General features: G+C 24.2%; 11 protein-coding genes. 2 read left to right on the top strand and 9 right to left on the bottom strand.

The genetic code is table 4. The features are described 5' to 3' along the window. Window positions 1-6: 6 nt before the first annotated feature. The 4 genes from ACQH23_RS06375 to ACQH23_RS06390 are packed head-to-tail and all read right to left on the bottom strand — an operon-like array spanning window position 7 to window position 3,828. A complete protein-coding gene (locus ACQH23_RS06375; RefSeq protein WP_425377675.1) occupies window positions 7-1,029 on the bottom strand; it encodes a hypothetical protein in 1,023 nt (340 codons plus the stop codon). After that, window positions 1,019-1,936 (bottom strand): hypothetical protein, encoded by a 918-nt coding sequence (locus tag ACQH23_RS06380; protein WP_425377676.1) that lies wholly within the window; start codon window positions 1,934-1,936, stop codon window positions 1,019-1,021. The genes ACQH23_RS06375 and ACQH23_RS06380 overlap by 11 nt, the downstream gene beginning before the upstream one ends. A 6-nt stretch (window positions 1,937-1,942) precedes the next feature. Beyond that, window positions 1,943-3,349 carry a hypothetical protein gene (locus ACQH23_RS06385; protein ID WP_425377677.1) on the bottom strand — a complete coding sequence of 469 codons (1,407 nt, stop codon included), beginning with the start codon at window positions 3,347-3,349 and terminating at the stop codon, window positions 1,943-1,945. A gap of 17 nt (window positions 3,350-3,366) precedes the next feature. Further along, window positions 3,367-3,828 (bottom strand): hypothetical protein, encoded by a 462-nt coding sequence (locus tag ACQH23_RS06390; protein WP_425377678.1) that lies wholly within the window; start codon window positions 3,826-3,828, stop codon window positions 3,367-3,369. 313 nt (window positions 3,829-4,141) lie between these two features. On the opposite strand from ACQH23_RS06390, the gene ACQH23_RS06395 reads away from it, so the two are divergent. Together ACQH23_RS06395 and ACQH23_RS06400 are read left to right on the top strand one after the other, a co-directional pair. Next, window positions 4,142-6,046, top strand: a complete 1,905-nt coding sequence (locus ACQH23_RS06395) for a hypothetical protein (RefSeq protein WP_425377679.1) — start codon at window positions 4,142-4,144, stop codon at window positions 6,044-6,046. Between the two features lie 39 nt (window positions 6,047-6,085). Continuing rightward, the gene (locus ACQH23_RS06400) at window positions 6,086-6,538 is read left to right on the top strand and encodes a hypothetical protein (protein ID WP_425377680.1); all 453 of its coding nucleotides are present in this window, start codon (window positions 6,086-6,088) and stop codon (window positions 6,536-6,538) included. 194 nt (window positions 6,539-6,732) lie between these two features. Here the strand turns inward: ACQH23_RS06400 and ACQH23_RS06405 are convergent, their stop codons facing one another. The 5 genes from ACQH23_RS06405 to ACQH23_RS06425 are packed head-to-tail and all read right to left on the bottom strand — an operon-like array spanning window position 6,733 to window position 12,964. Next, the gene (locus tag ACQH23_RS06405; RefSeq protein WP_425377681.1) at window positions 6,733-9,447 is read right to left on the bottom strand and encodes a hypothetical protein; all 2,715 of its coding nucleotides are present in this window, start codon (window positions 9,445-9,447) and stop codon (window positions 6,733-6,735) included. A 3-nt stretch (window positions 9,448-9,450) separates the two neighbouring features. Further along, complete coding sequence (locus ACQH23_RS06410) at window positions 9,451-10,842, bottom strand: hypothetical protein (protein ID WP_425377682.1); 1,392 nt, start codon at window positions 10,840-10,842, stop codon at window positions 9,451-9,453. After that, window positions 10,835-11,113: a hypothetical protein gene (locus ACQH23_RS06415; protein ID WP_253301740.1), complete on the bottom strand. Its 279-nt coding sequence runs from the start codon at window positions 11,111-11,113 to the stop codon at window positions 10,835-10,837. The genes ACQH23_RS06410 and ACQH23_RS06415 overlap by 8 nt, the downstream gene beginning before the upstream one ends. Continuing rightward, window positions 11,113-12,573: a PBSX family phage terminase large subunit gene (locus tag ACQH23_RS06420; RefSeq protein WP_425377683.1), complete on the bottom strand. Its 1,461-nt coding sequence runs from the start codon at window positions 12,571-12,573 to the stop codon at window positions 11,113-11,115. Before ACQH23_RS06420 ends, ACQH23_RS06415 begins: the two co-directional genes overlap by 1 nt. After that, window positions 12,566-12,964: a hypothetical protein gene (locus ACQH23_RS06425; RefSeq protein WP_425377651.1), complete on the bottom strand. Its 399-nt coding sequence runs from the start codon at window positions 12,962-12,964 to the stop codon at window positions 12,566-12,568. The genes ACQH23_RS06420 and ACQH23_RS06425 overlap by 8 nt, the downstream gene beginning before the upstream one ends. Between the last annotated feature and the right edge of the window lie 292 nt (window positions 12,965-13,256).

The following is a 13,256-nucleotide window of genomic DNA, read 5'->3' on the forward strand; positions in this document are numbered from 1 at the left end:
CCCTTTCTAACTTACTTTTTTTCTTTCAATGTGTAAATCAGAAAGTGTTCCATCTGTCCCACCAGTACGTATAGCAATAATTCCATCACCTTCTAATTCTACACGATGAGAAAAAACGTTTCCTAATTCAAATGAACCAACAGTTATTTTTCCCTCAAAATTTTTGTATGTTGATAAATAATAATGATTTTGATTACTTGTTTTAATTCAAATATTGTATTTATAATTTTCTTTGTTTCAATTTTGTATTTCATAATCAAACCTTGTATTATCTAAATCACTGGTATCAACAATTTCTCAATCTGAAATATTTGTTTTTCAAACACCATTTTCATAATAAATGCTATCATTATCAAACGGAACAACAAGTTTAATATATTCATTATAATCAATTTTACTATAATCGATAATTGTTGGATGAGTAATATTAATAGTGTTATCAGTTTGAACGCGTTCTTTTAAATAAAATAATAAACTGTCATAAAATGTTTTTTTCGTAATATATTTATATTCTTCTTCTCAAGGATGAGCATAATTCCCTAAATGATAATTATATGGTCTCGTAACTGTTTTACTAGATATAATATCAATTATTTCACCAGCTAATTTTAAAGCATTTTTAACATCTCTAGTAATATTTTCATTTGCTTCAGGGTCATTAGTTTGTGAATAAGCAACTCCACCTTGTGAAAATGAAGCACTACCAGTTAAATCATTAACTCCTTTTGGCAAATATCAATTCATAACTGCTAATAAACAAGCAGATTGAATATAACTTAATCATTTATCATATTCAATTAAACCTGTATTATCTTTTTTTACTCATGGAAATAAATCTTTTTTATTAATCTTATCTGAAATTGTCCCACCTGATAATCTATCCATTCATAAACTAGTTTTTAAGATAGCATTATAAATTAAATTATCATTATAAGCAGATTGCTTACGATCATTAATAGGTTGTCAAAGTTTACTTTTTTTAACATCTTCAACTGTTATAAATAACAAATTATTTAAATTACTTTCCATATAATACACCCCTTAATTGATTTCGATATTTATTTCTTAAATTAGATATTTTATAACTATTAACTTTTCTTTGTACTTTTTTAATTTTTTTAATAGTTTGATTAGTTTTATAAAACATACTTTTAACTGGTGTTTTATATAAATTCTTAATATTTTTAACATCGCTTTTTCGCTCTCGATACCATTTTTTATTATTAATTTCACCAGCAAAATTGAAATTAAAGTGTCCAATCTTTAAATTATTAATAAACGTTTTAATTTGTTGTAATTTTTGAATATGTGGTAATGTTAATTTAATATTTCCTTTTGGGTATTTTTCTTTTAATTCTTTTGGTAATCTTTTTTTAATATAATCTCTTAAATGACTAGGTAATCATTTTCTTAATCAATAACGCCAAAATAAAGTTCCTGCATTAGACACAGCATTACTTAATAATTTTCAAATTTCAACTGGAACACTAGGATAAACATATGGACCATAAAACTTCGGGTGTTTTGCTGTTTTTGTATATATTAAAATAGTTAAATTACCTGTTAAAGTTAACTTATTTGTTATATTAAACATACCACTATTAAGCCAACTACTATTTAAAGGTTGTCAATTAGTGTTTAGATAATTTTCTTTTTTAAATTGTTCTCTATTTTTAATATTGTTATCTTTTTCTAATTTACTTAATATTTGTTGAATTTCTTTTTTATGACCTTTTTTAATTAAATTTAAATAAGTAAATGGATTTAATCATTGATAAATATCTTCAATTTTATTTGTAATCTTTTGAAAAGGATTAGCATAATATGAAGCAAACTTATTAACCTTATTAATTAAATTAACAAACTTATTTATTAAAGGTTTATTTCCTAAATTTTCTGTTAATAAAGTTAAAATTCGTAATATTAATAAATTCATTGTTTATTAAGAATTTTTAATTACTACTTCAATTGACTTTGTTTTACCAGTTGCTTTGTTTTTACCTTCAATTAAAACTTCAACAATTTTATCATTTGTAATATCAATTGGTCAGTCTTCACCTTTAGGATTAATAGAATAATCAAAATCATTTTCAGTTAAAGAACTATCTACAGTTTTAACTGCTTTTAAAACAACGTCTTTAAATTGTGGTTTTAATCATCCATCACTAACATCTTTGGGATCTGGTAAATTAATGATTGGTTTATCTAATTTATTTATTTTACTAATATCTATTTTAGCAACATCTGGTGTTAAAATTACATTAGATTTTGTTGTATTTATTGGTGTATAAATTTCATAATCAACCGGCACTCTAAATGTTTTATTTAAATTACTTTTAGCAGTATTTATTTCTTCTTGTGTTGGTTCTTTTTCTAAAATAATCTTACATGTTTTTGGATATAAAATTGTTGGTGTTGCATATTGTACTTTACCAATTCATTTAGGGTTAGCAGTATCATTATCTAAAACTTGTTGAATAGTATCCATATTAATTGGATATGCTCATACTTGTTTATTAATAAGTAAACCATTTATATTAGTAAAATTATAACCTTTATCTCGGTTAACTTGTCCTTTTGTATATGTTTTTTCTAAATGAAAACTTTTTGATACCGGAATACCCATTGCGGTATTTTCATATAATTCACCGTTAACCATTGCTTTTAATTGAGCTTGTGAACCAATTACTTTTAAATAAGCAGGTGTTAATCCTAAATAGGATCTTCGTCCTAAAACCATAAACATTTTATCGGTTGGTAAACCAAAATATAAATTACTAATTTGATTTGTTAATTCAATCAAAGTTTCATTTAATGTAAAGAATGCTTTATTTGCATCATCAGCATTATCTGCTGTATAACCACGAAATGGAATTACTTCATATTGACCATCTGCTAAACAATAATCATAAATCCCCTGAATTAATTCACATTCTAAATTAACAAATTTATTCTGTACAACACTAGCAATAGCATCAGCAATAATACCATTTTTAATATTTTGTTCTATCATTGCTAAATCAAATGCTTCATTCATTAATTTTAAATTAAATCTTTTATTAATAGGCACCGGAATTCTTGTTAATCCCATAGTTTGAGTTGCCCCACCATTTGGTAACGCATAATCATCTTGTCATACCACACGATGAGTTAAATTATATAACGCTTGTCCTGCATTAGGTAATCAAGCAACTTGTTCTGCTGTTGCAGTTGCATATTGCATAATACTTGCATGCTCATTCATTAATGGTCCTCTTAGCATAGCGTTAACCATATCAACATAGGCTTTTTGACCTGTTGTATTACCTTGTAATGTAAAATGTACTTGCGGCAAATTAATTGTTGCCATAATATTTCACTCCCTTATTATCTAAGGTTTTTAAGTGTATAATCAGTTAATTTCTTAATTTCTTCTGGAGTATATGCTCCTTTTTCTTTAATAGTTTCAATTTCATCATTTTTATTTTCAACCGAATTTTCAATCATATCTTTAATAAAATTAGTTGGTGAAACTGATGGTTGTTCTTGCACAAACAAATCAGGTTTTAATTCTTTTAAAGTTTGCATTTTTTCAGATAAAGAATTGCCACTAACTTTTTCTAAATTAGTTTTAATATCTTCAATTTTAGTAGATGGAACATCTTTAAAGGCTTTTAATTCATCTAATTCATTATATAATTTAATAAAGTCTTCTTTTGATATAACATCTTCGCGTTTTTGCACACTTTCTCTAATTTGTTTTGCTTCATTATTAAACTGATTTAAGATATTTTCTGCAATTTCTTCACTTAAACCTTGTTCGATTAATTGTTCTTTTGTAAGTGCCATTTTATAAACTCCTCTTTTTTTATCCTTGTCCGATTAACAAGTCAGCGTAACTCTTTTTTACGGAAAAAGATTAAACCTATGCCTTCATTATATACTATTATTTTACTAATACAATACTTTTTATACATAAAATACTAAACTTAATATATTTTATTACTATTTTAGGTCTTAAAACTCGTAATAATAGCTTTTTAACAAGATAAAAGTTTTTAAAATAATTACTAATTTTGCTTGTATATATATATATATATATATACACTGGGAGTAGATCTTGATAAAAAGTTTCAAGATTAATAAAAGGAGAAAAACAAGTATGAAAAAATTACTTAGTTTATTAAGTGTGTTAACAATTGGAGGAAGTGCTGTACCAACAACAATTGCCGCTAGTCCTTATCAAAAAGAAGAAAAATTAAATAGTAAAATTAATTATTTAAAAAATAAAAGAAGTATTAATGACGATTTAAATATTGAGAAAATAGAAAAATTATTAGGTTATAATATTTACTTTGTAGTTTTTAATGAAAAAAATTATAATGAGCTTTACTTAGGATGTGTAAGTTTAGGGGCGTTTATTTATAATTTAAAGGAAAGTAAGTTAACAAAAATTGATGGAATACCAAACGCAAGTGTTTGATCAATTACTTTTAATAAAAATAATGACGTATATTTTGCTACACAACAAGGAGTTTATTTATTAAAATCAAATGAAAAAATTGCAACAAAAATAAACGGAACTGAAGGAGATGTTAGATGAATAACCATTGATAGCAATAATGTATGTCATTTTGCAATATGACAAAGAGGGTTATTTAAATGAGAAAATAATAATTTAACAAAATATAATAATATTAGTATAAATATTGTTGCATTAGCAATTGATAAAGATGATAATTTGTATTTTGGTTTGTGAGCTAACGAAAAAATATATGTTTTTAAGAAAGGAGAAACAAATCCTGTGGCTCTTGATATTCCTGCACAATATGTAGGATTTATCTGATTTAATGATAAAGATAACTGTGTTTATATTGGCGGTACAAATAATATTTATATATTAAAAGATTTCAAGATTATTAAACATATTATTTGTGATGGACATGTTATATCAATTTCAGTTGATTTAAATAATAAAATGTATTTTTCAATATGAGAAGAAGATGATAGAAAGGGTATTTTTGTATTTAATCAAGAAAAAAATAAAATAACAAAAATAGCAACACCCGCATCAAGATCAATAACTGTAGATAATAATGATAATATTTATTTTGGAACAACTCTTTTAAATTCAGGGGTTTATATATATAAAGATTTAAATAAAAATTTAAAATATATAATAAATAAAAAAGAAATTCAAATTAATCAACTTAAAACAGAATTAGAAGAATTAAAGTTAAAAAACGATAGTTTAATTAAAAATAATAAAAATGAAATAATTGATTTAAATTTACAAATAAAAGATTTAAAAAATCAATTAAATAGTAAAAATAAAGAATTATTTGATTTTAAACAAAATAAAATTAAGTTAGAACAAGAATTAGAAAATTTTAAAAAATCTAAAAAAGATATTCAAAATAAATTAAATTATCTTCTTAAAAATAAAACAAAATCAGAAAAAGACTTGGAAATTAAAAATATAAAACTTAATAAAGTTTTTGAAAAAACAGAAGATAATAAACAAAAAATAAACGAACTTACTATTATTAACGGAAAATATATTGACAAAGTTATTGAATATGCAAATAAAATAAAAAAATTAGAAGATCAAATTGAAAAATATAGTGATTTAAAAGAAATTTTGATAGAAAGTAAACAAAATTATATAAATTTAAAATCTGAAAATGAAAAATTAATTAATGAAACTAAAATTAAAATCAATGAAATTGAAAATGAAAATAAACAACTAGAAAAAGATAAACAAGTTTTAAAATCTGAAATTGATATCATTTTACAAGAAAAAGTAAAATTTGAAAATGAATTAAAACTTAAAACAGAAGAAATTAAAAAATTAGAAGATAATGCTAAATTATATTTATTAGATAAAAAAGAACTTGTAAATAAAATACTTGAAGAAAGATTTAATTTTTTAAACTCCTATGAAGAAAAAAATAATCAAATTAAAAAACAAGAACAAGAAAATGAAAATCTTAAAATTAAAATAAAAAGATTAGATTTTTTAAATACTATTACTATAGATTTAACTGCTGAAGAAAGATTTAATTAAATTAATAAACTGTAAAAGAAAAATATATTTTTGTTAAAAATGAAAAAGATATTAAGTTTTTTAGTAACAATCAGTTTAATGGGAACAAGTACAACAAGTTTAGTGGCTTGTGATAAATCGGATAATAATGGAAATAGTAAAAATAACGAACCAAAAGAACCTAAAATAAAACATGAAGAACCACCAGGAAATAGTAATTGAAAATTAATATTAAATTATTATTCTGAATTTTCAGATTTATCATTAAACAAAATCAATATTAATAATATGTGATATATTGCTAGTATAAAAAAAGATGATAATACTTATTATCTTAAAAAATTTAAAAATGATCATAAAAATATTACGGGCAATCATTGAAATAATGCGATTGCAATTAATCATGAATGATTTAATGTTCCAGCTTTTTATAAATGGAAATTAAAAACAGAACCAATTTGATTACCTAAAATTAATAATATTACAGGTAAAATTATTGATTGAAAAAATTAAAAGGAATGTAGTTATTTAATTAAATAGCTTTCATTCCCTTTATTTTTTTTGAAATTTGTTGTTAATAAAAAAGTTTAAGTTCTATAAAATTGTATTTTACAAAACCTTATTATTCAATAAGGTTTTGTAGTTTATCAGTTATTTTTTACAAAATTAAATAAAATAATCAAATAAAAAAATAAAATTAGATAATATTAATTAGTTCAAAAAAATAATTCACCAGTGTTTTTATTAATTTTAGGTAATCAAATTGGTTCTGTTTTTAATTTCCATTTATAAAAAGCTGGAACATTAAATCATTCATGATTAATTGCAATCGCATTATTTCAATGATTGCCCGTAATATTTTTATGATCATTTTTAAATTTTTTAAGATAATAAGTATTATCATCTTTTTTTATACTAGCAATATATCACATATTATTAATATTGATTTTGTTTAATGATAAATCTGAAAATTCAGAATAATAATTTAATATTAATTTTCAATTACTATTTCCTGGTGGTTCTTCAGTAGAGGGTGGCAGAACATACTGTGGATAATTAAATGTTGGTATTTCATAATCATGTGGTAATAAAAAACTAGTTTTATAATTAGTTGTCATGTCACGTAAATAATTATTTAATGTACTTTTTGTTTTACCACGAAAACTTCATACTGATAATCTTAAATAATCTTCTTCATTATTGGTATAAGGATTATCAGCATAAAAGATAATTTCAAAATTACCTTTATATAATGCTTGGATTGAAAACATATCAATTATATAACTACAATTTGTCCCATCAGGTGTTTGTAAGAATTCACAATCATTATCTTCTTCACCGTCACTAACTGGTGTTTGAGCATCTACTGCTGTTGTAAGTTCATTAATTAAATAAATTCGGTTAGTTTTTTGATTTAATTGTTTTAGATTATATGTTGAATAAACTATATTATTTGTTGGTTTACCACCCTTAGTTAAAACAGTACCTTGTATTTTATCAGTTAATAAAGTAGTAAATCCGAAGCTAGTGGCATTTGCTCCAAAAATAGCACCAACTTTATCATTGCCTTGTTCTCTAAATATTTCAAAAGGTAAATAACATTTACCTTTTGAGTTTTCAGACCAAAAAGCATCATTATAAAAACTATAAATATTAGCACTCATAAAGCCATTAAGTCATTGAAAATTAGGTCAAGTTTTTTCATCTTGATTAATAACTCAGCCCCAAGGAATACCAAACGAAATAAAGTTTAAGAATTTACCAACTCCGCCTGGTATCGTAAAAGGATTAAAAACTAACTTTTGAGTATAGTTTAAAGGTAATACTGTTATTTGGCGATTAATAAAATTATTCATATTTAAAATATCTCAAACATTACATGAACCCATTTTATTGTATTCAATTTGAACACTACCAACAGTATTACCAAATTCATCTTTTCTTCTAAAATATGATGATGCTTGGGTACTAATAATATTATTAACGTCACCACTATTTACTTTTATTTGACTTGGTGGCATTATTTTTCAATTTTTAGACCAATAAAATTTAGAGTCATTATTTTCTTCTTTAATTGTTTTTCCAACAGTAGGATTGGTAGCTGTCGAACTTTCTTGGTCAGTTATAACAATACCCTCACTATTTTTTTGCTTTCAAAAATCATATCTACTTTCCATATCTTTTTTTCAATTTTCATAACCGGTTATCATTGTTGGTTGAATCCCTTGAATGTTATATCAACTTACTTCTGGTGATGCATAAGTATTTACTTTATCAGGCGGACACGGATACATGTTATACATTAATAAATCTCGTGAATTCATTACTTTTGGATTAAATTGACCTTTAATAATTGGCCGGCCAATAACGGGCATATCAAAAAAGATCGGATTACCATAAAATTTAACTGCCATTGCTCTAACACCGGGGTCTTTTAATAACATATCATCTAATTCAACAATACCTTTATTTGTTTTCTCATCATAAGTTATTTTAGGAAAACAACAACCCTCGCCCGGGGCACTTGTTTGAATAAATTGTCGTACTGATAAACCACTATTACTAATTTTGTCATTAATACTTGAAAAGGTAATTTCTTGTCATAAAAAACTACCATCTCATGGTGAATAATAATTAATAACATTTGATGGATATAATCATTGTCTATCTTGGGGCGCAATATTTATATTACCACCACCAATATTTAATCCATGGTCATTAAAAACCGTATAAAAATTATAATAATCATTAATATTTAATTTACTTGCATCTTCATCTAAAATTAATAAAGTATATTGTCTTTCAGTTGATTGTTGGGTAAATACTTGTTCAAATTTAGCTTCTCCAAATTGAATTGAACTTCTATCATCAATCATATAAGCATCTCAATATTTACCAACCTTAACATCTTTTGTATAAAAATTATCGGCTTTATTATCATTATTAATAAAATAACTTAATTTATATTGCTTTAAGTATGCTAACATTCTATTAATATCATAAATGTTTTCACCATCAATTAATTTTCAATAAACATTATTATTTTCATCTTTTAATTTTATAGCGAAAGGTGTTTCATTATTTGCTCATATAGTTGAATTAATTGATTGTTTACTAAAATCATCAATTGTTAAGATATTAATTTCTTCACCTTTATGTTTTTGAACTATTTTTAAACTATCTTGTCATTGAGCAATCGTACTTTCCATATTATCAAATATTCTTGAATAACTACCATAATCACTAGGCTTTGCGTTATTAGGTTTTCAACCTGTTTCAGTATCAGGAATATATGAACTATAAACATTAAAAGGAAATACCATTCAATGTCTATTATCTTTTATATTTTCTCTTATATCTATTAAAGTATCGTGGGCTTGTCTTCTTAGTTCTTCGATAACCCCGGGGTTAATTCTACTCATTTTTTAATTCTCCTTTATTTCCGTTCTACCTTGTAAGGCGTTTTGATTATTACCAGTTTCATCATATTCTAGTAATTTATTATTATGTTCGATTTCTTTGGCTTGCATTTTATCTTGTAATGCTTCTACTTTCTCAAAATATTTTGTTGCTTCTAATTCATCAATATTGTCATATTCAGTTATAGCTCTTATTGGTTCCATTGTGCCATTATCTAATCTAGCAGTAATTAATTCATTTTGTCGCATTTGGTCAACTAAACTAGCACTAATAAAATCAAAACCATAAGGTCGTTCACCAATACCATCTCATAAACCATAATATTTTAAAACAGTATCAAACATCTTAGTATAATATTGCTTACGATATGCTTGTAAATATGCTTGTTTTTCTAAGTCTTTTGTTTTAGTTAATAATGACTGTGTTTTATTCTGGTCATTATCTGATTTATCACCAAAAGGACTAGAAAAATGACATGCTAAATATACTTGCTCAATAATTGATTTTTGATCTTCGGTATATGTTTCTAATGTTGGTGCACCTTGTACTACTTGTAAAGATTGTGATGATGTCCCATCTGCTGCCGTTTGACCTGATTGAATGAAAATATCATCAAATACATCTTGTAATGCTTTTTTATTTCCCATATTGTAAGCATTCATTAAACCATCATCTAATACCCCATATCAGTGCGTACGATTAGCTCATCGTTCTTTTGATTTAATATTAAAACTATCTTCTAAATCAAATTGTAATTTATAACAATTTGCCATCGTAGGTCATGGATTTAATGTAGTTGAAGTTGATAAGAACAACGGATTAGGTTCATTAATCATTTCTCAAAAAGGTACTATACCTAATTTATTTTTAAATTCTTGAACTAAAATAGGTCTAACATCATCTTTAATTTGTGTTTTACTTTGTCCAACAACTACCTCGTTATTTTTTGGTCAACCTTTAATAACTATTTTATCTTTGGTACAAATTAAATTTAAAATAAAACCACTGTCTGATTGATGATAATTTAATCAAATATCAGCTCCTTGTTCAATTTCATTTATTTTACTTACACGAGATGTAAAGTTAAAAGGGTTAATTCATAAATCAATATTTCCATCACTAGTTTCTAATAAACCGAAAATAGTTTTACCCATTAAACTTGCTGTTAATTCATTTTTATCTAATTTCTCTTTTATTTTATAATTTTCATATCATCAATTTAATTTTTCTAAAATGTCTTTACGATGAGACTTAAATAAAATATCTTTACCATTTATTAATCGCATTTGATGACGAGCAATAATATTTGCTAAATTAATTGTTCAATCATAATTATAAAATTTTAAAACACTATTAATATCACTTAAGTTTGGTAAACTAGGGAAAGTATTATTCATGGTTATTTTGCTCCTTTAATTTTAAGATAAGTGCATAATTAATAATATTTACTGTTAATAAATTTGGCTCATTTGCTAAAACTTGAACACATACTTTAACTTTTTGATATTTTTTAATATATTCGTTATATAAATTTAATTTACATATTGCGATATTATCTTTTTTTAATTCTTGACAAAGTCTTTTTTTAACTTGTCCACAAACAGACATATAAGGTCTTTTTGCATTTATTACACGTTCATCATGGATTACATAAATATCTTTTTTCATTAAGTTATTCACTCCCTTTGTTGTCATAATTTATAATCTGCTGAATTATTATGTTTAACCATTGGTATTAATTCAAAATGTAAAGCATAAAAATCACTATCAAATGTATCATCATATAAGTCTAACATTCGTTCTTCTCTGGCATCTGGTTTATCTTCTCATTGAATTAATTCATATTGGGTTTTACTGACAGGACATTTTTCTCATAATCATTTTAATTGGTTTGTATTTATTAACATTGTAAATGCTTCAATCCGATGTCTTATTTTAAATTTCTGTTTTTGTGCTGGTTTAAATGTCATATATTGCCCAAAAGTATAATTATATTTTTCTCTATTTAAACTTTGTAATGTTGAATATGCACTATCATCAACATTTATTGATATACCTTGTTGTATTAAATTAAAATATTGATTTAATTGATTGTTATAAAACTCTAAAATATCTTTTACTTGTTCTAATTCTGTTTTAAATTGCTGTGTAGCATTTGAATGCGTATACTCAGAAGCTTTATAAGCTTTTTTATCAAATGAATTATATAGTCAAAAACTAGCTGATGTTGTATGTCCCTTAGGACTGGTCGCGTTAGCAATATCAACACCACCTAATAATTTCGTTGGTTGAATAATATCTGTTGCTTGCATAATATCAATATATCTTGCAAAAATTGAACCACTAGTATTACCGGGCAATCCTCAACTCCATACTCTTGCTCTTTCAATATCTAATTGTTCTAATCTTAATTGTTCATTAACTTTATCTTGTGGTAATTTATAATTAAGTCTTCAACTAGAATAATGAATAATAATTTTCATATTTCATTTTTCAATATATTTAATTTGTTCATATTTACTACGCATTATTTCTTCATTAAAAGATAATAATTCATTACAATAACCAACAATATATCTTTTTAAACTTTCAGGATTACACGTATTAATTGTTATTTTATTTTGATAACCACGAATAGCAAACTCTAAATCACTTAAATCTTTTTGTTGAAATTGGTCACATTCTTCTCTTCAATCAATTACTAATTTATACTTATTCAAATCAGCAAAGGCTTTTAATTTTTCTTTTCGACTTGGTGAATGTAAACCTTTACAATATATTTTGCTACCATTTGATAAAGTAAAAGTAAAATTTGATAAATTAATACTATAAGGAATATTATTTTCATCTAACATATTTCATATATTTTGAAATACACTATCTTTTAAATCTTTACTCCAATACATACTAGCAATTATACAAATTGGTTCTTTAATTAATAAACTAATTTTTAATAATTCACCAAACATTTTAATATTTGATATAGTCTTACCGCTATATCGTGTTCCAATTTGATTAATTTCATTAACTAATTCATATTTCTTAACAAATGGATATTTATTACCAATATTACTATTTTGTAATAACCAATAAGGCGTTTCTAATAAATAAGTAAAATGATTAAGCATTATTTTCAGTTTCTTTTTTAATATCTCTAATATCCGTTTGTAAATTAACAATTATTGGTTGTTGATTATTTAAGTTTAATTCTTTTTCAAGTTCTTTTTCTTGCAGTGAATATTTATAATTAAATGCACGCTGTCAATATAACCTAGTACCTTCTGGCGTTTTAACCATTTGTTTAATAAGCTCACTTTCTATTTTATCAACTTGTTTTTCAAGTAAAGGAACTATCTTCTCGCTCGCGTAACTATCATATCTTCACTTGCGAGAAAGATTTAATTTATTGGTTAAATCATTCAAAGTATAGGGGATATTAGGTGATTTATCACGTCAAAACTGCTCTATTTTACGATAAAATGTTCGTAAACTTGCTGTTTTTGGATTAAATTCTTTCATTTTTACTCCTTTTTGCATACTAAAATTGCTATTATTTAATGAATATGATTAAATAAAAGAGTAATTAATAACTATAAAATGTAACAAAGAACCATCGCGGTTCTTTTTTATTATTTATATTTTACATCAAAATAAAAAAAAGTAAAGTAATTTACTTTTTATTTTAGTATACAAGCATAAAGAGATACAAATTCGATACTTGTTACATTATAATAATATATCTTTAAAATTATTTGTCAATACCTTTTTTTAAAAATTCGTGTATAAATGAATTTAAACAAAAGAAATGGAT

It is taken from the genome of Spiroplasma endosymbiont of Polydrusus pterygomalis (genome assembly GCF_964030635.1).
GTDB lineage: Bacteria > Bacillota_I > Bacilli_A > Mycoplasmatales > Mycoplasmataceae > Spiroplasma.